Here is a 23,590-nt window from a genome sequence, read left to right as displayed (position 1 = left end):
CCGCTAACGGGCGCAGCACCAGCCCTGTTCCAAAGGATTCGCGATGAGTAATAACGCGTCTTTCACGCCGCCCAGCCTGGTGCTCAGCACCATTGGCCTGTCGCTGGCGACCTTCATGCAAGTGCTCGACACCACCATCGCCAACGTGGCGCTGCCGACGATTTCCGGCAACCTGGGCGTGAGTTCGGAGCAGGGCACCTGGGTGATTACTTCGTTTGCCGTGAGCAACGCGATCGCCCTGCCGCTGACCGGTTGGCTCAGCCGGCGCTTTGGTGAGGTCAAGCTATTCCTCTGGGCGACGATTCTGTTTGTACTGGCCTCGTTTCTTTGCGGGATCTCCACGTCGATGCCGGAGCTGATTGGCTTCCGTGTCTTGCAAGGCTTGGTGGCAGGCCCGTTGTACCCGATGACCCAAACGCTGCTGATCGCGGTCTATCCACCCGCCAGGCGTGGCATGGCCCTGGCATTGCTGGCGATGGTTACGGTAGTGGCACCGATTGCCGGGCCGATCCTGGGCGGCTGGATTACCGACAGTTATAGCTGGCCGTGGATCTTCTTTATCAACGTACCCATCGGGATTTTTGCGGTGATGGTGGTGCGTTCGCAGCTCAAGACGCGGCCGGTGGAGACCAGCTACCAACCGATGGATTACGTGGGGTTGATCACGCTGATCATTGGCGTCGGCGCGTTGCAGGTGATCCTCGACAAGGGCAACGACTTGGACTGGTTCGAGTCGAGCTTCATCGTCGTTGGCGCGGCCATTTCGGTGATTGCGCTGGCGGTGTTTGTGATCTGGGAAATGACCGACAAGCACCCGGTGGTAAACCTGCGGTTGTTCGCTTACCGCAACTTCCGCATCGGCACCCTGGTATTGGTGTTGGGGTATGCCGGATTCTTCGGGATCAACCTGATGCTGCCGCAATGGCTGCAAACCCAGATGGGCTACACCGCGACCTGGGCGGGGTTGGCAGTAGCGCCGATTGGCATTCTGCCGGTGATCCTGTCGCCGTTTGTCGGCCGATACGCGCACAAGTTCGACCTGAGATTGTTGGCGGGCGGCGCGTTTCTGGCGATTGGCTTGAGTTGCTTCATGCGTGCCGGGTTTACCAACGAAGTCGATTTCCAGCACATCGCGCTGGTGCAGCTGTTTATGGGCATTGGCGTGGCGCTGTTCTTCATGCCGACCCTGAGCATTTTGATGTCTGACCTGCCACCGAGCCAGATCGCCGACGGCGCAGGCCTGGCAACGTTCCTGCGGACGTTGGGCGGCAGTTTTGCGGCGTCGCTGACGACGTGGATCTGGATTCGTCGGGCGGATCAACATCATGCGTATTTGAGTGAAAGCATCACCACCTATGACCCGGCGACCCGGGATGCCTTGCACAATCTGGGCGGGGCCGGTAGCCCGGCGTATGCGCAGCTGGATCATGTGCTGACCAGCCAGGCGTACATGCTCTCCACCGTGGATTACTTCACGTTGCTGGGGTGGGGGTTTATGGGGCTGATACTGATTGTGTGGCTGGCGAAACCGCCGTTTGCGGCGAAGGCGGGGCCTGAAGCGGCAGGCCACTAAACACAACACGGTCAATGTGGGAGCGAGCTTGCTCGCGATGGCGGTGGATCAGTCAACAAAGATGTTGAATATGAATCCGCTATCGCGAGCAAGCTCGCTCCCACAGGGTTTTGTGTTCTGCAGTCAGTTGCCGGGTGCTGCCAGCTGTTGCGGGAAATCAAAAGGCGCCAACGCAAACCCTTGCTCATCCACCTGCAACGCCCACCCCTGACGATCCCAATCCCCCAGCACAATGCGCTTGGCCGCTTGTTCGCCGATCTGCAACTTGTGAATGGCCGGGCGATGGGTATGCCCATGAATCAACGTTTTCACGCCATAGGCCTGCATGATCCGCGGCACTTCGTCCGGCGTGACATCAACAATGTCATTGGCCTTCATCCGCGTCTGCGCACGGCTTTCGCTGCGCAGTTTGCGCGCCAATTTATGGCGAGTGCGCAAGGGCAGGTGGCGCAGGATGAACAGTGAGATCGGGTTGCGCAGGTAACGACGCAGCTTCATGTAGGCTTCGTCGCGGGTGCAGAGGCTGTCACCGTGCATCAATAGCACCGGCTCACCGTTGAACTGCACGACACTCGGGTCCTTCAGCAGCGTGCAGCCAGCCTGTTTGCAAAAGGCCTGGCCGAGCATGAAGTCGCGATTGCCGTGCATCAGAAAAATGGCCGTGCCGCTGTCGCTGAGTTCGCGCAGGGCCTGGCAGATGGAATGCTGAAAGGGCGTCATGGCATCGTCGCCAATCCACACCTCGAAAAAGTCGCCCAAAATGTACAACGCGCTCGCCGAGCGGGCGCGTCCGGCGAGCAAATCCAGAAACGCCCGGGTAATGTCCGGGCGCTCCTCTTCCAGATGCAAGTCTGAAATCAGCAGTATCACTCAATGATCTCGGCTTTCTCGATGATCACGTCTTCTGCCGGAACGTCCTGGTGACCGGATTTCATGGTGGTGGAAACACCTTTGATCTTGTCGACCACGTCGGTGCCTTCAACCACTTTAGCGAATACCGCGTAGCCCCAGCCCTGAGTGGTCTTGGCGCTGTGGTTCAGGAAGCTGTTATCAGCCACGTTGATGAAGAACTGGGCGGAAGCCGAATGCGGCTCCATGGTGCGCGCCATGGCCACGCTGTACTTCACGTTCGGCAGGCCGTTGTCGGCTTCGTTCTGGATGCTTGGGCGCTTGTCTTTCTTTTCTTTCATGCCAGGCTCGAAACCGCCGCCCTGGATCATGAAGTTACCGATGACGCGGTGGAAAACAGTGTTTTCGTAGTGACCGGCTTTGACGTACTCGATGAAGTTGGCCACGGTGATCGGGGCTTTCTCCGCGTTCAGTTCCAGGACGATGTCGCCATGGTTGGTCGTCAGTTTGACTTGGGTCATGATCGGTACTCTTTCAAGGAATTCGTGTGTCTCGGGGCAGTCAAGACCCGAGCCTCTAGGCTAAGTAATGGCCAAGGCGTGCAGTTTAGCGTGAGATTTCCGGGTTTTGCGCCGGAATTTTTACCGCCTGGTATTAAAAGCAGCAGTTTTAGGTCTTGCTCTGTCAGGGGGTTAACGGCATCGGCTATGATAGCGGCTTTGATTTATCTGGCTATCAGGCCACGCACTTTGTCTGTTCAAGGATCCTATGAGCAAGCCCACTGTCGACCCTACCTCGAATTCCAAGACCGGCCCTGCTGTGCCGGTCAATTTCCTGCGCCCGATCATCCAGGCGGACCTGGACTCGGGTAAGCACACGCAGATCGTCACTCGTTTCCCGCCTGAGCCCAACGGCTACCTGCACATCGGTCACGCCAAGTCGATCTGTGTGAACTTCGGCCTGGCCCAGGAGTTTGGCGGCGTGACGCACCTGCGTTTCGACGACACCAACCCGGCCAAGGAAGACCAGGAATACATCGACGCGATCGAAAGCGACGTCAAATGGCTGGGCTTCGAGTGGTCCGGTGAAGTGCGCTATGCCTCGCAGTATTTCGACCAGTTGCACGACTGGGCCGTTGAATTGATCAAGGCCGGCAAGGCCTATGTCGACGACCTGAGCCCTGAACAGGCCAAGGAATACCGTGGCAGCCTGACCGAGCCGGGCAAGAACAGCCCGTTCCGCGACCGTAGCGTCGAAGAGAACCTGGACTGGTTCGCCCGCATGCGCGCCGGCGAGTTCCCTGATGGCGCACGCGTGCTGCGGGCCAAGATCGACATGGCCTCGCCGAACATGAACCTGCGCGATCCGATCATGTACCGGATCCGTCATGCCCACCACCACCAGACCGGTGACAAGTGGTGCATCTATCCGAACTACGACTTCACCCACGGTCAGTCGGACGCCATCGAAGGCATCACCCACTCGATCTGCACCCTGGAATTCGAAAGCCACCGTCCGCTGTACGAGTGGTTCCTCGAAAACCTGCCCGTGCCGGCGAAACCGCGTCAGTACGAGTTCAGCCGTCTGAACCTGAACTACACGATCACCAGCAAGCGCAAGCTCAAGCAGCTGGTGGACGAGAAGCACGTCAATGGCTGGGACGATCCGCGCATGTCCACGCTGTCGGGCTTCCGCCGCCGTGGCTACACGCCGAAATCGATCCGCAACTTCTGCGAAATGGTCGGCACCAACCGTTCTGACGGCGTGGTCGACTTTGGCATGCTGGAATTCAGCATCCGTGACGACCTCGATCACAGCGCCCCGCGTGCCATGTGCGTGCTGCGTCCGCTGAAAGTCGTGATCACCAACTACCCGGAAGGCCAGGTCGAGAACCTCGAACTGCCCTGCCACCCGAAAGAAGACATGGGCGTGCGCGTTCTGCCGTTCGCCCGTGAGATCTACATCGACCGTGAAGACTTCATGGAAGAGCCGCCAAAAGGCTACAAGCGCCTGGAGCCGAACGGCGAAGTCCGTCTGCGCGGCAGCTACGTGATCCGTGCCGACGAAGCGATCAAGGACGCCGATGGCAACATCGTCGAACTGCGTTGCTCGTATGACCCGCAAACCCTGGGCAAGAACCCTGAAGGCCGCAAGGTCAAAGGCGTGGTGCACTGGGTGCCGGCGGCTGCCAGCGTCGAATGTGAAGTGCGTCTGTACGATCGTCTGTTCCGTTCGCCGAACCCGGAGAAAGCTGAAGACAGCGCCGGTTTCCTGGACAATATCAACCCTGACTCGCTGCAGGTGCTTACCGGTTGTCGTGCCGAGCCTTCGCTGGGCAACGCACAGCCGGAAGACCGTTTCCAGTTCGAGCGCGAAGGTTACTTCTGCGCGGATATCAAGGACTCGAAACCGGGCGCTCCGGTATTCAACCGTACCGTGACCTTGCGTGATTCGTGGGGCCAGTGATTCAAGGAACATAAAGTGCTGACGATCTACAACACGCTCACCAAGAGCAAAGAAGTTTTCAAGCCGCTGGATGGCAACAAGGTGCGCATGTACGTCTGCGGGATGACCGTGTACGACTACTGCCACCTCGGCCACGGCCGCAGCATGGTCGCGTTCGACCTGGTGACCCGCTGGTTGCGGTTCAGCGGGTACGACCTGACCTACGTGCGCAACATTACCGACATTGATGACAAGATCATCAATCGGGCCAACGAAAACGGCGAGTCGTTCGAGGCGTTGACCGAGCGCATGATCGCGGCGATGCACGAAGACGAAGCGCGCCTGAACATCAAGAAGCCGGACATGGAACCGCGCGCCACCGGCCATATTCCCGGCATGCACGCGATGATCCAGACCCTGATCGACAAGGGTTACGCCTACGCCCCGGGTAATGGCGACGTGTACTACCGCGTCGCCAAGTTCATGGGCTACGGCAAGCTGTCGCGCAAGAAAATCGAAGACCTGCGCATCGGCGCGCGGATCGAAGTCGACGAGTCCAAGCAGGACCCGCTGGACTTCGTGCTGTGGAAAGGCGCCAAGCCGGGCGAGCCGAGCTGGCCTTCGCCTTGGGGCGACGGTCGCCCGGGCTGGCACATCGAGTGCTCGGTGATGTCCACCTGCTGCCTCGGCGAGACCTTCGACATTCATGGCGGCGGCAGTGACCTTGAGTTCCCGCACCACGAAAACGAAATCGCCCAGAGCGAAGCGGCCACCGGCAAGACCTACGCCAACGCGTGGATGCATTGCGGCATGATTCGCATCAATGGCGAGAAGATGTCCAAGTCCTTGAACAACTTCTTCACCATTCGCGATGTGCTGGAAAAGTACCACCCGGAAGTCGTGCGTTACTTGCTGGTGTCGAGCCACTACCGCAGTGCGATCAACTATTCGGAAGACAACCTCAAGGACGCCAAAGGCGCACTCGAGCGTTTCTACCACGCACTCAAAGGCTTGCCGAACGTGGCGCCGGCGGGTGGCGAAGCCTTTGTCGAGCGATTCACTCAGGTGATGAACGACGACTTCGGCACGCCGGAAGCGTGCGCGGTGCTGTTCGAGATGGTTCGCGAGATCAACCGTCTGCGCGAGAGCGATCTCGACGCGGCGGCCGGTTTGGCGGCACGCTTGAAAGAGCTGGCCAGTGTGTTGGGCGTGTTGCAGCTGGAAGCCGATGACTTCCTGCAGGCTGGCGCTGAAGGCCGGGTTGATGCAGCTGAAGTGGATGCGCTGATTGCTGCGCGTCTGGCGGCTCGTGCCGGCAAAGACTGGGCAGAATCGGACCGCATCCGTGACCAGCTCACCGCCATGGGCGTGGTGCTGGAAGACGGCAAGGGCGGCACGACCTGGCGTCTGGCTGACTGATCGCTTCTTTGGTTAAAAACAAAACCCGCCTGGTGCGGGTTTTGTTTTTTGGCTTGGCCCGAGGGTCTTTGGAGCTGGGTCAGCTCAAGAGGCCGGTACTGACGGCGACGATCAGAAAGATGCCCAGTAACGCTCGGTAAATGACAAAAGGCCAGGTGGAAAATTTTTCCAGGAACTTCATCAGTCCCCAGATTGCGAAAAACGCCGAGACACTGGCGACAATCAAGCCGAAAGCCAGGTGTGCCCATGCTTGCGCGGAGAGTTGGGCATGGTACAGCACCCACAGTTCTTTCAGGCCAGCCAAGGCGATAGCGGGCAGGCCCAGCAGGAAAGAAAAGCGTGCCGCTTCTTCGCGTTTGAAATTAAGGAAGAGCGCGGCCGTAAGGGTTGAACCGGAACGGGAAACCCCGGGAATCAGCGCGCCGATCTGAGCAATACCGACAATCAGGGCATCGCGCAGACGCATTTCGCCAACGGTGCGGCGGTGGCGGCAACTGAGCTCGGCGGCGGCCAGCAAAACGGCCATCACCACGCATGAAATCCCGATCACCATCAGGCCTCTCAATGGCGAGTTACAGGCGTTGAGTGTTGAAGATAAGGCCAGGCCTGCAATGCCAATCGGGATGGTCGCCAGCACGATGGCAACGGCCAGCTTGAACCACTGGTTGTTGTAGTCACCCTGCCGCACCGCGTCCACACTGCCGGTGACAACTTGTCTCACATCGCGCCAGAAATAGCTGACCACAGCCGCCAGCGCGGCCAGTTGCATGGCGGCGGAAAACGCCGAACCAGGATCGGGCCAGCCAAGCAGGGCGGGTACGATTCGCATATGAGCAGTGGAAGAAACGGGCAACAACTCAGTGATGCCTTGAATGATGCCCAGAATGCCTATTTGCAGGTAATCCAGAGATGCAAACCCTATATCAAGGCCGCTGGAACAGATATTTGTCAAAGCACTTATCCTGTGAGAATAAGAGGGGAGGGAGGTATTTGGTTCAAGACAAGCAGGTCTAGAAGCTGAAACATTTCGTCACGTTTAGCCAGCGCGGTCAATGGCTTCATTCAGCGGAGGCAGACTGGATGACATTTGATGAACACGGGATGAATCAGGATTGTCGGAAACGGGTGTCTGGGCTGAGATCTTCGTGAGCAGGCTCGCTCTCACATTTGGACTGTATTTGCAGGAGACTCCCTGTGTGAGCGAGCCTGCTCGCGAAAAGGCCAAACCTGGCACTAAACCTCTTCAGTCGAGCAAATACCTCACAGAAACACTGTTCACCTTTGCGTAGTCGACTTGTCAGGCCAAAACAGCTAAATCCGTGTACCTGGCAACCAAAGGGTCGGCGGTGAGGAGCTTCATCGGTTCGGTCATGGCCGTCGCAATAATGATTCGGTCGAACGGGTCACGATGGTGATGTTCGAGGTCTTTCACGGCAATGGCGTGTTCTGAGGTCACAGGTAACTCAATAAAACCGCTTTCGAGGCAGTACCGGCGGATTTCTTCCAGATCAACATTCAGCTTTCCCAGCCCGACCTTGATCGCCATTTCCCAGAATGTTGCTGCACTGATGTAAATGTCGGCGGCGCTCTCAATGAGCTTTCTGGCTTTGCCAGATAATCTGGGATCATCACTGAGTGTCCAAAGCAGGATGTGCGTGTCGAGCAGAAGCCTCATTCCTGAGTGCCTTCGAAAGCATCGAGCATGTCGTTCGGTAGTGGTGTGTCAAAGTCTTCGGGAATCACCAGTTTGCCTTTCATCGTTCCGATTCTCTGGCCGCTGGGTTTTCCTATCGGAACCAGGCGCGCAAGGGCCCGACCATGCTTTGCAATCGTGATGATCTGTCCTGCGGCTGCATCATCGACAAGTTTGGACAGATTGTTTTTTGCTTCGGCCAACGGGACGATGATCATCACTTCTCCCCTATATTCTGGACAAATATAGCCAGAATATTTTGGAGCTGCAAAGTTGTGTGGTTGCTCTGTACTGATCAGTGGCAGTTGGGGGAGGTTCGCTTTGTAGGGTAGCCGCGTGACATTGCCTTGGCGCTGAGCGGCCAAGGCGTCGAAGCTGTCTACTAAGTCAAAAAACAGGTCGCGTTTCATTTTTGGCTCTCGTCTCGATTGCTCCATCCAGTCGTCATCCAGGATAGAGCTAAATGCTCAATGTCGGCTGTAGGACGAAACGGACAATCCGGCGAGGGCATTCCGGGATTGGGGGAGGAGGCGAGTGCAGCGGTAACAATTCGCACAAACGCAAAAACGGCACCCGAAGGTGCCGTTTCTGTTTTCTACCTACAACTGCTTAAGCGATCAACCTGCCAGTACGGCCTGCTGAACCAAAACCAGCAACGGCTGCGGATACAGTCCCAGGAAGAACGCCAGTACGGCGATGGCCAGCAGCATCACGCCGCCAGCACGTTGCTCCCAGTGCAGTTGCGCATCGTGGCGACGCAGGTTCGGCTCGATCAGGTACAGGGTGACCATGACGCGCAGGTAGTAGAAGACGCCGATGGCGCTGCCCAGTACCAGGGAACCGACCAGCCACCATTGGTGCGACTCGACGCCGGTAGCAATGATGTAGAACTTGCCGATGAAGCCCGCGGTCAGCGGGATACCGGCCAGGGACAGCATCATCACGGTCAGTACGGCGGTCAGGTACGGACGGCGCCAGAACAGGCCGCGGTATTCGTACAGGGCATCGGCGTCACGACCGTTGTACGGCGAGGACATCAGTGTGATCACGCCGAACGCACCAAGGCTGGTGATCACATAGGTGACCAGATAAACGCCGATGGCTTCCACGGCCAGGCCTTTGCTCGCCACCAGGGCGATCAGCAGGTAACCGAAGTGAGCGATGGACGAGTAACCCAGCAGACGCTTGAGGTTGCTTTGGGTCAGTGCCAGCAGGTTACCGAACAGGATCGACGCGATGGCGATAATGGTCAGTACGTCGCTCAGTACACCGCTGCTCGCCGCTGGCGAGATCTGGAACAGGCGCACCATCACCGCGAACACAGCGACTTTCGACGCGGTCGCCAGGAACGCGGCCACCGGTGCCGGAGCACCTTCGTAAACGTCCGGGGTCCAGAGGTGGAATGGCACCAGCGACAGCTTGAACGCCAGACCGATCAGCATCATGCCCAGGCCCATCTGAGCCAGCGAGCTTGGCAGCCCGGTGGCCGCCAGGGCCTGGCCGATACCGACAAAGCTCAGGGAGCCTGCATCGGCGTAGAGCAGGGCCATACCGAACAACAGGAACGCGGAGCCGGCGGCCGACAGCACCATGTACTTGATGCCGGCTTCCAGCGAACGCTTGTTGAAGAAGGCGTAAGCCACCAGACCGTAAACCGGTACCGAGAGCAGTTCCAGACCGACGAACAACCCGGCCAGGTGCTGCGCGCTGACCAGTACCAGACCACCTGCGGCGGCCATCAGGATCAGCAGGTAAAGTTCTTCACGGTTGCCGGGGTAACCCGAACCGCCATCGCCGAGGTAGGCGTGGGCGAGGGTCACACAAGCGAGGGTGGCGACCAGGATCAGCGCCATGTACAGACACGCGAAGCTATCGATTTGCAGCAGCGGGGTCACCGCCAATGGCGCGACTTTCAGCGCAGGCAAGATCGACAGCAACGCCAGGTTCAGACCTGCCACGGAAATCAGGAAGGTCTGCGAGTGGTTGCGGCGCCAGGCGATCGCCATCATCACCACGATGATCGTGGCGCTGGTGATCAACAACGGCGCAAGCGCGATAAAGTGTTGAGTCGTGAATTCCATAGCGCTCTTACCGGGCCGAAGCGAGTTGAGTGAAGGCGGAGCCGAACCACTGCTGCACGCCATGCATCGTCGCGGCAGAGGTATCGAGGAACGGTTGCGGGTACACGCCGATGTAAATCAGCAGCGCCGCCAGCCCGACCACCATGATCAGTTCGCGACCATCCATGCCATGCAGCACCGCGTCCGATTTGGACGGGCCGAAGTAGGCACGGTGGATCATGATCAGCGAGTAGACCGAACCGAACACCAGGCCCGCCGTCGCGATCACGGTGACCCACGGTGCAGCGGCGAACGTGCCGATCAGGATCAGGAACTCGCCGACGAAGTTACCGGTAACCGGCAAGCCCAGGGACGCGGCCGCAAAGAACAGGCTGATGGCCGGCAGGTACGCGATCTTCGACCACAAACCACCCATCTCACGCATGTCGCGGGTGTGGGTGCGTTCGTACAGCTGACCACTCAGGATAAAGAGTGCCGCGGCCGACAGACCGTGAGCCAGCATCTGCATCACCGCGCCCTGCAGCGCCAGTTGGCTGCCGGAGTAGATGCCGATCAACACGAAACCCATGTGGGAAACGGAGGAGTAGGCGATCAAACGCTTGATGTCGGTTTGTGCGAAAGCCAGGAACGCACCGTAGAAGATCCCGATCAGACCGAGGGTCATGGCAAACGGCGCAAACTCGGCCGAGGCATTCGGGAACAGCGGCAGGGCGAATCGCAGCAGACCGTAAGCCGCTGTCTTCAACAAGATACCCGCCAGGTCGACGGAACCCGCGGTCGGTGCCTGGGCGTGAGCGTCAGGCAACCAGGAGTGGAACGGCACCACTGGCAGCTTCACCGCGAAAGCGATGAAGAAGCCGAGCATCAGGATGTACTCGGTAGTGAGCGACATCTTGGTTTTCAACAGGTCGGCGTAGTTGAAGGTAATCACGCCGGTGCTGTTGAAGTTGACCAGTACCAGACCCAGGATCGCCACCAACATGATCAGGCCGGAAGCCTGAGTGAAGATGAAGAACTTGGTCGCCGCGTAGATCCGGGTTTTCTTGCCGTCCGAAGAACTGTGACCCCAGAGCGCGATGAGGAAGTACATCGGCACCAGCATCATTTCCCAGAAGAAGAAGAACATGAACAGGTCGAGGGCGAGGAACACGCCGACGACGCCGCCCAGGATCCACATCAGGTTCAGGTGGAAGAAGCCAACGTGACGCTGGATCTCTTTCCACGAGCAGAGTACCGAGAGGACACCCAGCAGACCGGTCAGCAGGATCATCAACAGCGACAGGCCGTCGAGGGCCAGGTGCACGCTGATGCCGAAGCGCTCGATCCAGATGTGCTTGAACTCAAGCGCCCAGGTCGGATCGGCGCCAGGCGCCGGTGCAAATGAATAATTACCGTGGGCCCACAGCCAGAGGCCGAGTGCGAGTTCCAGGGTCATGGTCAACAGCGCAATCCAGCGGGGGAGGGTAGCGCCGAAGCGCTCACCCATCCAGCACAGCAGGCCGCCGATGAAGGGGATCAGGATTAGCCAAGGCAGAATCATGACGGGCTCAATTCCTTTCGCAAGTTCGCAAGGTTCATATCAGACCGCTACCAGCACGATGGCGCCGATGACCAGCACGGAGCCGGCTGCCATCGATGCGGCGTACCAACGCAGTTGACCGGTTTCGGTACGGCTCAGGGCGGTGTGACTGCCTTTGGCCATACGCGGGATCAGACCGATGGTCTGGTCGAGCGGGTCTCTGCGTAGTACGTGGCTGATCGCAAGGTATGGCTTGACGAACAGTTTGTCGTAGATCCAGTCGAAGCCCCAGGCAGCGAACCACCAGGCCGAAAGGAAACGGCCGATGCCGCTGTTGGCGATTGCAGTGACGAAACGACGCTTGCCGAGGAACAGCAGCGCGGCCAGCAGGATACCGGACAGGGCGATGGCGCCCGAGGCGATTTCCAGACTGTGCTTGGCTTCGCCACCGGCATGGCCGACGCTTTCCGGCAGCACACCGTGCAGTGGCGGAACGATCATGGCGCCGACGAAGGTCGACAGCACGATCAGCACCGACAATGGCAGCCAGTGAGCGATGCCGTGACCGGCGTGGGCTTCGGTCTTCACTTCACCGTGGAACGCGATGAAGATCAGGCGGAAGGTGTACAGCGACGTCATGAACGCACCGACCAGACCTGCATACAGCAGACCGTGATTGCCGCTGGCGAAAGCTTCCCAGAGGATTTCGTCCTTGGAGTAGAAGCCTGCGGTCACCAGTGGCAGGGCCGAAAGGGCCGCGCCGCCGACGATGAAGCTGGCGTAGGCCAGAGGCAGTTTTTTCCACAGGCCGCCCATCTTGAAGATGTTCTGCTCGTGGTGGCAGGCAACGATCACCGAACCGGACGCAAGGAACAGCAGCGCCTTGAAGAAGGCGTGGGTCATCAGGTGGAAGATCGCGCCATCCCAGGCACCTACGCCCAGCGCCAGGAACATGTAACCGATCTGGCTCATGGTCGAGTAGGCGAGGATACGTTTGATGTCGGTCTGCACCAGTGCGGCAAAACCTGCCAGCACCAGGGTCACGCCACCCACGACACCGACCAGGTGCAGGATATCCGGCGCCAGGGCGAACAGGCCGTGAGTACGGGCGATCAGGTAAACACCCGCGGTCACCATGGTCGCGGCGTGGATCAGTGCCGAAACCGGAGTAGGACCGGCCATCGCATCTGCCAGCCAGGTTTGCAGCGGCAATTGTGCGGATTTACCGACAGCGCCGCCCAGCAGCATCAGGGTCGCCAGAACGATCCAGAAGTCGCCGACCTTGAAGTGTTCAGGTGCCTTGACCAGCAGGTCCTGAATATTCAGCGTGCCCAATTGCGCAAACAGGATGAACAGGCCGATGGCCATGAACACGTCGCCGATGCGGGTGACGATAAAGGCTTTGAGCGCCGCGTTACCGTTGTTGCGGTTGCTGTAGTAGAAACCGATCAACAGGTACGAGCACAGGCCCACGCCTTCCCAGCCGAAGTACAGGAACAACAGGTTATCGCCCAGGACCAGGAACAGCATGCTGGCGATAAACAGGTTGGTGTAGGCGAAGAAGCGCGAGTAACCGGCTTCACCGCGCATGTACCACGACGCGAACAGGTGGATCAGGAAGCCGACGCCGACAACCACGCCGAGCATGGTCACGGACAGACCATCCAGGTACAGCGCGAAGTTTGGCGTAAAGCCTTCCACCGCCATCCACTGCCACAACACCTGGGTGTAGTGGCCATCTTCGGGGGGGGCGACGTTGAATTGCCAGATCACGTAAGTCGCGACGATGGCAGACAGGCCGATGGAACCGACGCCAATCAGCGCCGACAGGTTTTCCGAGAGACGGCCGCGAGAGAACGACAGCAGCAGGAAACCTAGTAGAGGGAATACGAAAGTCAGATAGAGAAGATTCATCCGCGCATCTCGCTGGCAGCGTCGATATCGAGAGTGTGGAAGCGGCGATACAGCTGCAACAGAATCGCCAGGCCAATACTGGCCTCGGCCGCTGCCAGGCTGATCACCAGGATGAACATGATCTGTCCATCCGGCTGCGCCCAGCGGCTACCGGCAACGATGAACGCCAAAGCGGAGGCATTCATCATGACCTCCAGGCTCATCAGCACGAAGAGAATGTTGCGGCGGACCATCAGGCCGACCAGACCGAGGCAGAACAGGATGCCGGCAACCGCCAGACCATGCTCCATAGGGATAGCAGGCATCGTCATTGCTCCTTGGCTTCGTTGCGGCCCAAGTGGAACGCCGTGATGGCTGCGGCGAGCAGCAGCATCGAGGCGAGTTCGACCACCAGCAGATACGGACCGAACAGGCTGATGCCCACGGCCTTGGCGTCTACGGTGGTGTGGCCGACGGCCTGACCGCTGGAGTGACTGAACAGCACATACAGCAATTCAGTCAGCAGCAGGGCACCCAGAATGACCGGGCCGAGCCAGATGCCGGGTTTGAGCCAGACGCGCTCTTGCTGAACCGAGGCCGGGCCCAGGTTCAGCATCATCACCACGAACACGAACAGCACCATGATGGCGCCGGCGTAGGCGATCACTTCCAGCACACCGGCAAACGGCGCACCGAGCGCGAAGAACGTCATCGCCACGGAGATCAACGAAATGATCAGGTAGAGCAGGGCGTGCACAGGGTTGGTGTTGGTGATCACGCGAAGCGTGGACACAACAGCGATACCCGATGCGAAATAGAAAGCGAATTCCATCTTTCTTCCTTAAGGCAGCAAGCTCTTCACGTTGATCGGTTCGGCTTCATTTTGCGCGGCGCCCTTAGGCTTACCGGCAATCGCCATACCTGCAACACGATAGAAGTTGTAATCAGGGTTTTTGCCGGGGCCGGAGATCAGCAGATCTTCTTTCTCGTAAACCAGGTCCTGACGTTTGAACTCGGCCATCTCGAAATCCGGTGTCAGCTGGATCGCGGTGGTCGGGCAGGCTTCCTCGCAGAGGCCGCAGAAAATGCAGCGCGAGAAGTTGATGCGGAAGAAGTCCGGGTACCAGCGACCGTCTTCGGTTTCAGCTTTCTGCAGCGAGATGCAACCGACTGGACATGCCACGGCGCACAGGTTGCAAGCTACACAACGCTCTTCGCCATCAGGGTCACGGGTCAGGACGATACGGCCACGGTAGCGCGGCGGCAGGTACACGGCTTCTTCCGGGTACTGCAGCGTGTCGCGCTTGCGGAAGGCGTGGCCGAAAATCATCACCAGGCTGCGAAGCTGGGTGAAGAAGCCATGCACGATGTCAAAAATGTACTTCATGATTCTCTATCCTCACTGAGCCGCGACGGCGGGCGTGTTGAGCAACACGATCGCAGCGGTCACCAGCATGTTGACGAGGGTCAGCGGCAGGCAGAACTTCCAGCTGAAATCCATCACTTGGTCATACCGTGGGCGCGGGATCGAGGCGCGCAGCAGGATGAAGATCATGATGAAGAACGCGGTTTTCAGCGCGAACCAGATGAACGGGATCTGCGGCAGAATATCGAACGGACCGTGCCAGCCACCGAAGAACAAGGTCACCAGCAGCGCCGAAATCAACACGATGCCGATGTACTCGCCGACGAAGAACATGCCCCATTTCATGCCGGCGTATTCAATGTGATAACCGTCGGCCAGTTCCTGCTCCGCTTCCGGCTGGTCGAACGGGTGACGGTGAGTCACGGCGACGCCGGCGATGAAGAAGGTCAGGAAACCGAAGATCTGCGGAATGATGAACCACAGGTGCTGGGCCTGGTAATCGACGATGTCGCGCATGTTGAACGAGCCGACCTGGATCACGATGCCCATCAACGACAGGCCCATGAACACTTCGTACGACACGGTTTGTGCCGAGGCCCGCAAACTGCCCAACAGGGCGAACTTGTTGTTACTCGACCAACCGGCGAACAACACCGCGTAGACCGACAGACCGGCCATGGCGAAGAAGAACAGGATGCCGATGTTCAGATCCGCCACGCCCCAGGTCGGGGTGATCGGGATGATCGCGAAGGCAACCAGCAAGGCGCTCATGGCCACGACCGGTGCCAACGTGAAGATCATCTTGTCGGCGAACGGTGGGGTCCAGTCTTCCTTGAAGAACATCTTGATCATGTCGGCGGCGATCTGGAACGCGCCGAACGGGCCGACGCGGTTCGGACCGTAACGGTCCTGCCAGAGGGCGAGCAAACGACGCTCGACCCAGCTCAGCAGGGCACCGCAGACCACCACGGCGAGCAGAATCACCACGGACTTGAGGACCGCGATGATGATGTCGATCACTTCAGGAGTGAACAAGGTCATTGAGCTGCCTCCTGCAGACCGTCAACGGTTTTGCCAAAGATCGCTGGCGGAATGCCGGCGATACCGGCCGGCAATGCGACCAGGCCGGCACCCAGCTCTTCGTTGATGCGTAGTGGCAGACGCAGGGTCTGGCCAGCGACGTTCAAGCTCAGCAGCGCGCCATCATTGACACCCAGGCGGTCGGCTTCGGACTTGGCCAAAGCGACGTAAGCGGCCGGGATGCGTTCCTGAACCGGTGCGGCTTTGGAAGAGGTCTCTTCGCTGCCGAACAGGTGGAAGAACGGCACAACCTGCCAGGTACCCGGAGCCGGGTTGAACGCACGCGGAACAGCGGCGAACCAGTTCAGCGAATCACCGTTGCTTTCGATCAGGCGGGTGCCTGGGTCGCCAGCGCGGATGTGACCACCGACTTCGTCCTGGAACTTGTTCCAGGCTTGCGGCGAGTTCCAGCCCGGAGACCAGGCGAATGGCACTTGCTGACGTGGTTCGACCGAGCCCGAGTAACCTTCCATCGAGAAATTGAACGCGGTGTCGTTGTCTTGCGGAGTACGCGGTTCGTGCACGCTGATGTCGGCGCGCATGGCGGTACGACCGGAGTAACGCAGCGGTTCGCGGGCCAGTTTCATGCCTTTGATGCGGAACGCGGCAGACGGTGCGGCATCAACGATACGCGCCAGTTGCGGCATGCTCGAAGCGACGGCAGCGGTCGCGTGGTCCAGTTGCGTCCAGTCGATCGGCTGGTTCAGCAGGGTGGAGCGCAAGGCATGCAGCCAGCGCCAGCCTTCGTGAACCAGGATGCTGGCGTCCATGTATTTCGGATCGAACACCTGGAAGAAGCGCTGGGCGCGGCCTTCCTGGCTGACTAGCGTACCGTCGCCTTCAGCGAAGCTGGCGGCTGGCAGAACCAGGTGCGCGCGATCGCTGGTGGCGGTCTTCTGATGGTCGGCAACGATCACCACTTTCGCGGCGCTCAGGGCAGCATCGACACGGGCTTTGTCGGTACGGGTGTACAGATCGTTTTCCAGCACGACGATGGCGTCGGCCTTGCCATCGATCACGGCTTGCAGCGCGGCGTCGACCGATTCGCCACCGAGCATGGCCAGGCCAAGGCTGTTGGCCTCTGGCACGATCAGGCTGATGGAACCGTTCTTCTCGCGCAGCTTCAACGCTTTGGCAATGTTCGCCGCCGCTTCGATCAGCGCCTTGGAACCCAACGAGGTGCCGGCAATGATCAGTGGACGCTTGGCCGCGAGCAGGGCGTCGGCAATGCGCTTGGCCAGTGCGAGGGCTTCGGCATCGAGGCCTTCAACTGCCGGGGCGCTGGCGTCGAGGGCGTGAGCCACGGCGAAACCGATGCGGGCCAGGTCGTCTGGCGCGGCGTGAACACATTCTTCAGCGATGTCGTCGAGCTTGGTTTCAGCCAGGCTGGCGATGAACAGCGGGTTCAGCGCGTGCTGACCGATGTTCTTCACCGCCGCGTCGAGCCAAGGCTGAACGCGCATGGCGTCGGCCATGTCTTCGGCTTTGCCTTTGACCGATTGACGCAGGGACAGCGCCATACGGGCAGCGGTCTGGGTCAGGTCTTCACCGAGGACGAAAATGGCGTCGTGGTCTTCGATGTCGCGCATGTTCGGGATCGGTAGAGGGCTGTCTTTCAGCACCTGCACGACCAGGCGAATGCGTTCCAGCTCAGCGGCTTCGATACCGGAGTAGAAGTGCTCGGCGCCGACCAGTTCGCGCAACGCGTGGTTGCTTTCAAGGCTGGCACGGGGCGAGCCGATACCGACGATGTTGCGACCGCGCAGCAGGTCAGCGGCTTTATCCAGCGCTTCGTCGAGGCTCAGCTTGGCACCGTTGGCCAGCAATGGCTGACGCGGGCGGTCTTCGCGGTTGACGTAGCCATAGCCGAAACGGCCACGGTCGCACAGGAAGTACTGGTTTACCGAACCGTTGAAACGGTTTTCGATACGGCGCAGTTCACCGTAGCGCTCGCCCGGAGAGATGTTGCAACCGCTGGAGCAGCCATGGCAGATGCTCGGCGAAAACTGCATGTCCCACTTACGGTTGTAGCGCTCGGAGTGAGTCTTGTCGGTGAACACACCGGTCGGGCAGACCTCGGTGAGGTTGCCGGAGAACTCGCTTTCCAGAGTGCCGTCTTCAACGCGACCGAAGTACACGTTGTCGTGGGCGCCGAACACACCGAGGTCAGTGCCGCCGGCGTAGTCCTTATAGAAGCGCACGCAACGATAGCAGGCGATGCAGCGGTTCATTTCGTGGGAAATGAACGGGCCCAGTTGCTGGTTCTGGTGGGTACGCTTGGTGAAGCGATAACGGCGCTCGTTGTGGCCGGTCATCACGGTCATGTCTTGCAGGTGGCAGTGACCGCCTTCCTCACAGACCGGGCAGTCGTGAGGGTGGTTGGTCATCAGCCATTCAACGACGCTGGCGCGAAATACTTTCGCTTCTTCGTCGTCGATGGAGATCCAGCTGCCGTCGGTGGCGGGGGTCATGCAGGACATGACGATCCGACCACGCTTGTCGTTTTCGTCGGTGTACTGCTTGACCGCGCACTGGCGGCAAGCGCCAACGCTGCCAAGGGCTGGGTGCCAGCAGAAATAAGGGATATCGAGGCCTAGCGACAGACATGCCTGTAACAGGTTGTCTGCCCCATCGACTTCGAGCTCTTTGCCGTCTACGTGGATAGTGGCCATGGTTCAAAGTTCTTCGTTGGCCCGGTGTCAGCGGGCGTGGCTAATGGAATCTTGTTATTCGCGTGAATCAACACAGCCGTTCAAGGCGTCATCACACGAAAAGCTGCGGGCACGGACCCTTCGCTCTTTTTAAGCGTTTACGCGCCGACTACGATCGGCCTTGCCAGAGGCGGGACGGTGGCGCGGGTGGGCGCGATACCGGCTTCGAACTCTGGACGGAAGTATTTGATTGCACTGCCCAACGGCTCCACGGCGCCCGGTGCGTGAGCACAGAAGGTTTTGCCTGGGCCGAGGAAACCGACCAGACCCAGCAGGGTCTCGATATCGCCGGCTTGTCCTTCACCGTTCTCGATTGCGCGCAGAAGCTTGACGCTCCACGGCAGACCGTCACGGCACGGGGTGCAGAAACCACAGGATTCGCGGGAGAAGAATTCTTCCATGTTGCGCAGCAAGGACACCATGCTGACGCTGTCGTCCACCGCCATGGCCAGGCCGGTACCCATCCGGGTGCCCACTTTGGCGATGCCGCCGGCGTACATTTGTGCGTCCAGGTGTTCCGGCAACAGGAAACCGGTACCGGCGCCGCCTGGCTGCCAGCACTTGAGCTTGAAGCCGTCGCGCATGCCACCGGCGTAGTCTTCGAACAGCTCGCGACCTGTGACGCCGAATGGCAGTTCCCACAGGCCCGGGTTCTTGACCTTGCCGGAGAAGCCCATGAGCTTGGTGCCCATGTCTTCGCTGCCTTCACGCGCCAACGATTTGTACCAGTCCACGCCGTCGGCAATGATCGCCGGCACGTTGCACAGGGTTTCAACGTTGTTCACGCAGGTCGGCTTGCCCCACACGCCAACGGCGGCAGGGAAGGGCGGCTTGGAGCGCGGGTTGGCGCGGCGGCCTTCGAGGGAGTTGATCAGTGCGGTTTCTTCACCGCAGATATAACGCCCGGCGCCGGTGTGGACGAACAGTTCGAAATCGAAGCCGCTGCCCAGGATGTTCTTGCCCAGCAGGCCGGCGGCCTTGGCTTCTTCCACGGCACGGTTCAGGTGCTTGGCGGCGGTGGTGTACTCGCCACGCAGGAAGATGTAGCCACGGTAGGTTTTCAGCGCGCGAGCACTGATCAGCATGCCTTCGATCAGCAGATGGGGCAGTTGCTCCATCAGCATGCGGTCTTTCCAGGTGTTCGGCTCCATTTCATCCGCGTTGCACAGCAGGTAGCGGATGTTGATGGATTCGTCCTTGGGCATCAGACCCCACTTAACGCCCGTGGGGAAGCCTGCACCGCCGCGACCTTTCAGGCCGGAGTCTTTCACGGTCTGGACGATGTCGTCCTGGGCCATGTCGGCAAAGGCTTTGCGCGCAGCGGCGTAACCGTTCTTGGCCTGGTACTCGTCGAGCCATACGGCTTCGCCGTCGTCACGCAGGCGCCAGGTCAGCGGGTGAGTCTCTGCGACACGCTTGATGCGGTTGGCAGGGCCGAAGGAAGTCAGGGTCATACGTAGCCCTCGAGCAGTTTGGCAACGCCGGCAGGCTGCACATCACCGAAAGTGTCATCGTCGATCATCAGCGCCGGCGCCTTGTCGCAGTTGCCGAGGCAGCAGACTGGCAGCAGGGTGAAACGACCGTCGGCGGTGGTTTGACCCAGGCCGATGCCGAGCTTGCTCTGGATTTCGCTGACCACGGACTCGTGCCCACCGATGTAGCAGACCATGCTGTCGCAGACGCGAATGATGTGGCGGCCGACTGGCTGACGGAAGATCTGGCTGTAGAACGTCGCCACCCCTTCAACGTCGCTCGCCGGAATGCCGAGGATCTCGCCGATGGCGTAGAGCGCGCCGTCAGGCACCCAGCCACGTTCCTTCTGGACGATCTTCAAGGCTTCGATCGACGCCGCGCGCGGGTCTTCGTAGTGATGCAACTCGTGCTCGATGGCCGAGCGCTCGGTTTCGCTCAAGGCGAAACGGTCTGTCTGGATAAGCGTGCTGTTCATGCTTAGCGGTCCACGTCGGCCATAACGAAATCGATACTACCCAGGTACGCGATCAAGTCCGCGACCATGCTGCCTTTGATCACCGAAGGGATCTGCTGCAAGTGCGGGAAGCTTGGAGTACGAATCCGGGTGCGGTAGCTCATGGTGCCGCCATCGCTCGTCAGGTAATAACTGTTGATGCCCTTGGTCGCTTCGATCATCTGGAAGGATTCGTTGGCCGGCATGACCGGGCCCCACGAAACTTGCAGGAAGTGCGTGATCAAGGTCTCGATGTGCTGCAGCGTGCGCTCTTTCGGCGGCGGCGTGGTCAGCGGGTGATCCGCCTTGTACGGGCCTTCCGGCATGTTGCGCATGCACTGCTCGATGATTTTCAGGCTCTGGCGCATTTCTTCGACGCGCACGATGCAACGGTCGTAGGCATCGCCATTGGCTGCCAGCGGTATTTCGAATTCGAAGTTCTCGTAGCCGGAGTACGGGCGAGCCTTGCGCAAGTCGAAGTCGCAACCGGTCGAACGCAAGCCTGCACCGGTGACGCCCCATTCCAGGGCTTCTTTGGTGTTGTAGGCGGCGACGCCGATGGTCCGGCCACGCAGGATGCTGTTGTCCAACGCCGCTTTCTGGTATTCGTCCAGACGCTTTGGCATCCATTCGACGAAGTCTTTCACCAGTTTTTCCCAGCCGCGTGGCAGGTCGTGTGCAACACCACCAATGCGGTACCAGGCCGGGTGCAGACGGAAACCGGTGATGGCTTCGATCACCGTGTACGCCTTCTGGCGGTCGGTGAAGGTGAAGAACACCGGGGTCATGGCGCCGACGTCCTGGATGTACGTTCCCAGGAACAGCAGGTGGCTGGTGATCCGGAAGAACTCGGCCATCATGATGCGGATGACGTCGACCTTCTCGGGCACCTTGATGCCGGCCAGCTTCTCGACCGAGAGCACGTACGGCAGGTTGTTCATCACGCCGCCGAGGTAGTCGATACGGTCGGTGTACGGAATGAAGCTGTGCCAGGACTGACGCTCGGCCATCTTCTCGGCACCACGGTGGTGGTAACCGACGTCAGGCACGCAATCGACGATCTCTTCACCGTCCAGCTGCAGGATGATGCGGAACGCACCGTGCGCGGAAGGGTGGTTCGGGCCGAGGTTGAGGAACATGTAGTCCTCGTTCGCACCGGAACGCTTCATGCCCCAGTCTTCAGGCTTGAAACGCGCGGCTTCTTCCTCAAGCTGTTGCTTGGCCAGGTTCAGGGTGAACGGGTCGAACTCGGTGGCACGGGCCGGGAAGTCCTTGCGCAACGGGTGACCTTCCCAGGTCGGCGGCATCATGATACGGGTCAGGTGCGGGTGACCGGCAAAGTTGATGCCGTACATGTCCCACACTTCACGCTCGTACCAGTTGGCGTTCGGCCAGATGCCGGTAACGGTTGGCACGCTGAGGTCGCTCTCGGACAAGGCGACCTTGATCATCACGTCACTATTACGTTCTATCGACATCAAGTGATAGAACACGGTGAAATCGGCGCCGCTTGGCAGTCCTTGACGCTTGGTGCGCAGACGCTCGTCCACGCCGTGCAGGTCATAGAGCATGACGTACGGCTTGGGCAGGTTGCGCAGGAAGGTCATCACTTCGACGAGTTTGGCACGGGCAACCCAAAGCACCGGCATGCCGGTGCGGGTAGGCTGGGCGGTAAACGCCTCGGGGCCAAAACGGTTATTCAGTTCGACGACCACATCCTGGTCGTCTGCCTTATAAGGCGGGATGTACAGAGCACTGCCTGTAGTCATGGTTATTTTATCGCTTTCGGTCAACGTAAAGAATGAAGCCAGTTTCTCGTTCTATAAAAGAAGCAGGGCTGGATCAGACTTCGTCGGGGCTGCGCAGGTTGGTGACTGCGATTCGCTGTTCGCGGCGCTTTTCCTTCTCGGATGGCATCTCGGCGCGGTATACGCCTTGATCACCAACGACCCAGGAAAGCGGACGACGCTCCTGGCCAATCGACTCTTGCAAGAGCATCAAGCCTTGCAGAAAAGCTTCAGGGCGGGGCGGGCAGCCAGGCACGTAGACGTCCACGGGCAGGAACTTGTCCACCCCTTGAACGACAGAGTAGATATCGTACATGCCACCGGAGTTGGCGCACGAACCCATGGAAATGACCCATTTAGGTTCGAGCATTTGCTCGTAGAGACGCTGAATGATCGGCGCCATCTTGATGAAGCAGGTACCGGCGATAACCATGAAATCCGCCTGACGCGGCGATGCCCGGATAACCTCGGCGCCAAAGCGCGCGATGTCGTGGGGCGCCGTGAAGGCGGTGGTCATTTCCACGTAGCAGCACGAAAGACCGAAGTTATACGGCCACAGGGAGTTCTTGCGCCCCCAGTTGATCGTGCCGTTAAGCACGTCTTCGAGCTTGCCCATGAAGATGTTTTTGTGGACTTGATCTTCTAACGGATCGGAAACGGTTTCCCGTTCGCCAATCGGATACTGCTCGTTAGGAGCATCGGGGTCGATCCTGGTGAGATTGTATTGCATTGCCAAAGCCTCATTGTTTCAGCTTCGCCTGCCGCTTGCGACGAGCTTCCGGAGCCCAGTCAAGGGCGCCCACTCGGAACAGGTAGACAAGACCTGCCAACAGAATTGCTATGAAAACGAGAGCTTCGACGAATCCGGTCCAGCCGCTTTCGCGGACGGACACAGACCAGGCAAAGAGAAAGAGGGCTTCGATATCGAAGATCACGAAGAGCATCGCGACCAGATAGAATTTGGCTGAGAGCCGCAAGCGGGCGCCACCTGTAGGTAGCATGCCGGACTCGAACGGTTCGTTTTTGCTGCGGCCCCAGGCTTTTGACCCAAGGAGGCTGGAAACGCCAAGCATGAAGGCGCAGAGGCCGACAACGCCCAGAAGGAAAATGGCAAAGCCCCAGTTGTGGGCCATGAGTCCTGTCGCTTCGGGCATGCTGGTAATCCTTAACAGAGAGCAAAGGTCTCTGAGCTTGAAAAAGAAACAACG

21 protein-coding genes are annotated in these 23,590 nt (G+C 59.5%); 3 read left to right on the top strand and 18 right to left on the bottom strand.

Translation table 11 applies throughout. The annotated features are described in order from the left end of the window. Positions 1-43: 43 nt before the first annotated feature. Complete coding sequence (locus tag ACM6IR_RS00270) at positions 44-1,573, top strand: DHA2 family efflux MFS transporter permease subunit (protein ID WP_414905841.1); 1,530 nt, start codon at positions 44-46, stop codon at positions 1,571-1,573. 123 nt (positions 1,574-1,696) lie between these two features. Here ACM6IR_RS00270 and lpxH read toward each other — a convergent pair whose 3' ends face one another. After that, positions 1,697-2,443, bottom strand: coding sequence for a UDP-2,3-diacylglucosamine diphosphatase (gene lpxH, locus ACM6IR_RS00265; protein WP_414905840.1), 747 nt, complete (start codon positions 2,441-2,443; stop codon positions 1,697-1,699). Further along, positions 2,440-2,943: a peptidylprolyl isomerase gene (locus tag ACM6IR_RS00260; RefSeq protein ID WP_218535829.1), complete on the bottom strand. Its 504-nt coding sequence runs from the start codon at positions 2,941-2,943 to the stop codon at positions 2,440-2,442. Before ACM6IR_RS00260 ends, lpxH begins: the two co-directional genes overlap by 4 nt. 247 nt (positions 2,944-3,190) lie before the next feature. Between ACM6IR_RS00260 and ACM6IR_RS00255 the strand changes: the two genes are divergently transcribed. After that, the gene (locus ACM6IR_RS00255) at positions 3,191-4,888 is read left to right on the top strand and encodes a glutamine--tRNA ligase/YqeY domain fusion protein (protein WP_414905839.1); all 1,698 of its coding nucleotides are present in this window, start codon (positions 3,191-3,193) and stop codon (positions 4,886-4,888) included. Positions 4,889-4,903: 15 nt separating this feature from the next. After that, entirely contained in the window at positions 4,904-6,286 is a 1,383-nt protein-coding gene (gene cysS / locus ACM6IR_RS00250; RefSeq protein WP_007946963.1) for a cysteine--tRNA ligase, read from the top strand. 79 nt (positions 6,287-6,365) lie between these two features. Here the strand turns inward: cysS and ACM6IR_RS00245 are convergent, their stop codons facing one another. The 16 genes from ACM6IR_RS00245 to ACM6IR_RS00170 all read right to left on the bottom strand — a co-directional run bounded on the left by ACM6IR_RS00245 (position 6,366) and on the right by ACM6IR_RS00170 (position 23,536). Then, entirely contained in the window at positions 6,366-7,238 is an 873-nt protein-coding gene (locus ACM6IR_RS00245) for an undecaprenyl-diphosphate phosphatase (RefSeq protein WP_414905838.1), read from the bottom strand. A gap of 345 nt (positions 7,239-7,583) precedes the next feature. Next, a complete protein-coding gene (locus ACM6IR_RS00240; RefSeq protein WP_414905837.1) occupies positions 7,584-7,961 on the bottom strand; it encodes a type II toxin-antitoxin system VapC family toxin in 378 nt (125 codons plus the stop codon). Continuing rightward, positions 7,958-8,389: a type II toxin-antitoxin system Phd/YefM family antitoxin gene (locus ACM6IR_RS00235; RefSeq protein ID WP_414905836.1), complete on the bottom strand. Its 432-nt coding sequence runs from the start codon at positions 8,387-8,389 to the stop codon at positions 7,958-7,960. Before ACM6IR_RS00235 ends, ACM6IR_RS00240 begins: the two co-directional genes overlap by 4 nt. A 207-nt stretch (positions 8,390-8,596) precedes the next feature. After that, the gene (nuoN, locus tag ACM6IR_RS00230; RefSeq protein ID WP_414905835.1) at positions 8,597-10,060 is read right to left on the bottom strand and encodes an NADH-quinone oxidoreductase subunit NuoN; all 1,464 of its coding nucleotides are present in this window, start codon (positions 10,058-10,060) and stop codon (positions 8,597-8,599) included. A 7-nt stretch (positions 10,061-10,067) separates the two neighbouring features. Beyond that, positions 10,068-11,600: an NADH-quinone oxidoreductase subunit M gene (gene nuoM, locus ACM6IR_RS00225; protein WP_414905834.1), complete on the bottom strand. Its 1,533-nt coding sequence runs from the start codon at positions 11,598-11,600 to the stop codon at positions 10,068-10,070. A 39-nt stretch (positions 11,601-11,639) separates the two neighbouring features. Further along, a complete protein-coding gene (nuoL, locus tag ACM6IR_RS00220; RefSeq protein WP_414905833.1) occupies positions 11,640-13,493 on the bottom strand; it encodes an NADH-quinone oxidoreductase subunit L in 1,854 nt (617 codons plus the stop codon). After that, the gene (nuoK, locus tag ACM6IR_RS00215; RefSeq protein ID WP_007946416.1) at positions 13,490-13,798 is read right to left on the bottom strand and encodes an NADH-quinone oxidoreductase subunit NuoK; all 309 of its coding nucleotides are present in this window, start codon (positions 13,796-13,798) and stop codon (positions 13,490-13,492) included. Before nuoK ends, nuoL begins: the two co-directional genes overlap by 4 nt. Positions 13,799-13,800: 2 nt before the next feature. Continuing rightward, the gene (gene nuoJ, locus ACM6IR_RS00210) at positions 13,801-14,304 is read right to left on the bottom strand and encodes an NADH-quinone oxidoreductase subunit J (RefSeq protein WP_414905832.1); all 504 of its coding nucleotides are present in this window, start codon (positions 14,302-14,304) and stop codon (positions 13,801-13,803) included. A gap of 9 nt (positions 14,305-14,313) precedes the next feature. Next, positions 14,314-14,859 (bottom strand): NADH-quinone oxidoreductase subunit NuoI, encoded by a 546-nt coding sequence (nuoI, locus tag ACM6IR_RS00205; protein ID WP_177331423.1) that lies wholly within the window; start codon positions 14,857-14,859, stop codon positions 14,314-14,316. Positions 14,860-14,871: 12 nt separating this feature from the next. Beyond that, positions 14,872-15,879, bottom strand: a complete 1,008-nt coding sequence (gene nuoH / locus ACM6IR_RS00200; RefSeq protein ID WP_414905831.1) for an NADH-quinone oxidoreductase subunit NuoH — start codon at positions 15,877-15,879, stop codon at positions 14,872-14,874. Beyond that, entirely contained in the window at positions 15,876-18,590 is a 2,715-nt protein-coding gene (nuoG, locus tag ACM6IR_RS00195; protein WP_414905830.1) for an NADH-quinone oxidoreductase subunit NuoG, read from the bottom strand. Before nuoG ends, nuoH begins: the two co-directional genes overlap by 4 nt. Positions 18,591-18,727: 137 nt before the next feature. Beyond that, positions 18,728-20,083 (bottom strand): NADH-quinone oxidoreductase subunit NuoF, encoded by a 1,356-nt coding sequence (gene nuoF, locus ACM6IR_RS00190; protein WP_414905829.1) that lies wholly within the window; start codon positions 20,081-20,083, stop codon positions 18,728-18,730. Continuing rightward, positions 20,080-20,577 carry an NADH-quinone oxidoreductase subunit NuoE gene (gene nuoE / locus ACM6IR_RS00185; protein ID WP_007970445.1) on the bottom strand — a complete coding sequence of 166 codons (498 nt, stop codon included), beginning with the start codon at positions 20,575-20,577 and terminating at the stop codon, positions 20,080-20,082. The genes nuoF and nuoE overlap by 4 nt, the downstream gene beginning before the upstream one ends. A 2-nt stretch (positions 20,578-20,579) precedes the next feature. After that, positions 20,580-22,364, bottom strand: coding sequence for an NADH-quinone oxidoreductase subunit C/D (nuoC, locus tag ACM6IR_RS00180; protein WP_414905828.1), 1,785 nt, complete (start codon positions 22,362-22,364; stop codon positions 20,580-20,582). A 73-nt stretch (positions 22,365-22,437) separates the two neighbouring features. Next, a complete protein-coding gene (locus ACM6IR_RS00175; RefSeq protein ID WP_007946424.1) occupies positions 22,438-23,112 on the bottom strand; it encodes a NuoB/complex I 20 kDa subunit family protein in 675 nt (224 codons plus the stop codon). A gap of 10 nt (positions 23,113-23,122) precedes the next feature. Continuing rightward, on the bottom strand, positions 23,123-23,536 hold the full coding sequence (locus ACM6IR_RS00170; protein ID WP_003223812.1) for an NADH-quinone oxidoreductase subunit A: 414 nt from the start codon (positions 23,534-23,536) through the stop codon (positions 23,123-23,125). Positions 23,537-23,590: the final 54 nt, after the last annotated feature.

The organism is Pseudomonas sp. IT-P253, from assembly GCF_949768125.1.
Taxonomy (GTDB): domain Bacteria; phylum Pseudomonadota; class Gammaproteobacteria; order Pseudomonadales; family Pseudomonadaceae; genus Aquipseudomonas.
This window is presented reverse-complemented; position numbering and strand designations above follow the sequence as displayed.

Bases quoted from the DNA above. Each gene is read 5' to 3' on its own strand.
- ACM6IR_RS00270 (WP_414905841.1), top strand. From the start codon at position 44: ATGAGTAATAACGCGTCTTTCACGCCGCCCAGCCTGGTGCTCAGCACC.
- ACM6IR_RS00260 (WP_218535829.1), bottom strand. From the start codon at position 2,943: ATGACCCAAGTCAAACTGACGACCAACCATGGCGACATCGTCCTGGAA.
- ACM6IR_RS00255 (WP_414905839.1), top strand. From the start codon at position 3,191: ATGAGCAAGCCCACTGTCGACCCTACCTCGAATTCCAAGACCGGCCCT.
- ACM6IR_RS00240 (WP_414905837.1), bottom strand. From the start codon at position 7,961: ATGAGGCTTCTGCTCGACACGCACATCCTGCTTTGGACACTCAGTGAT.
- ACM6IR_RS00235 (WP_414905836.1), bottom strand. From the start codon at position 8,389: ATGAAACGCGACCTGTTTTTTGACTTAGTAGACAGCTTCGACGCCTTG.
- nuoN (WP_414905835.1), bottom strand. From the start codon at position 10,060: ATGGAATTCACGACTCAACACTTTATCGCGCTTGCGCCGTTGTTGATC.
- nuoM (WP_414905834.1), bottom strand. From the start codon at position 11,600: ATGATTCTGCCTTGGCTAATCCTGATCCCCTTCATCGGCGGCCTGCTG.
- nuoL (WP_414905833.1), bottom strand. From the start codon at position 13,493: ATGAATCTTCTCTATCTGACTTTCGTATTCCCTCTACTAGGTTTCCTG.
- nuoK (WP_007946416.1), bottom strand. From the start codon at position 13,798: ATGCCTGCTATCCCTATGGAGCATGGTCTGGCGGTTGCCGGCATCCTG.
- nuoJ (WP_414905832.1), bottom strand. From the start codon at position 14,304: ATGGAATTCGCTTTCTATTTCGCATCGGGTATCGCTGTTGTGTCCACG.
- nuoI (WP_177331423.1), bottom strand. From the start codon at position 14,859: ATGAAGTACATTTTTGACATCGTGCATGGCTTCTTCACCCAGCTTCGC.
- nuoH (WP_414905831.1), bottom strand. From the start codon at position 15,879: ATGACCTTGTTCACTCCTGAAGTGATCGACATCATCATCGCGGTCCTC.
- nuoG (WP_414905830.1), bottom strand. From the start codon at position 18,590: ATGGCCACTATCCACGTAGACGGCAAAGAGCTCGAAGTCGATGGGGCA.
- nuoF (WP_414905829.1), bottom strand. From the start codon at position 20,083: ATGACCCTGACTTCCTTCGGCCCTGCCAACCGCATCAAGCGTGTCGCA.
- nuoE (WP_007970445.1), bottom strand. From the start codon at position 20,577: ATGAACAGCACGCTTATCCAGACAGACCGTTTCGCCTTGAGCGAAACC.
- nuoC (WP_414905828.1), bottom strand. From the start codon at position 22,364: ATGACTACAGGCAGTGCTCTGTACATCCCGCCTTATAAGGCAGACGAC.
- ACM6IR_RS00175 (WP_007946424.1), bottom strand. From the start codon at position 23,112: ATGCAATACAATCTCACCAGGATCGACCCCGATGCTCCTAACGAGCAG.
- ACM6IR_RS00170 (WP_003223812.1), bottom strand. From the start codon at position 23,536: ATGCCCGAAGCGACAGGACTCATGGCCCACAACTGGGGCTTTGCCATT.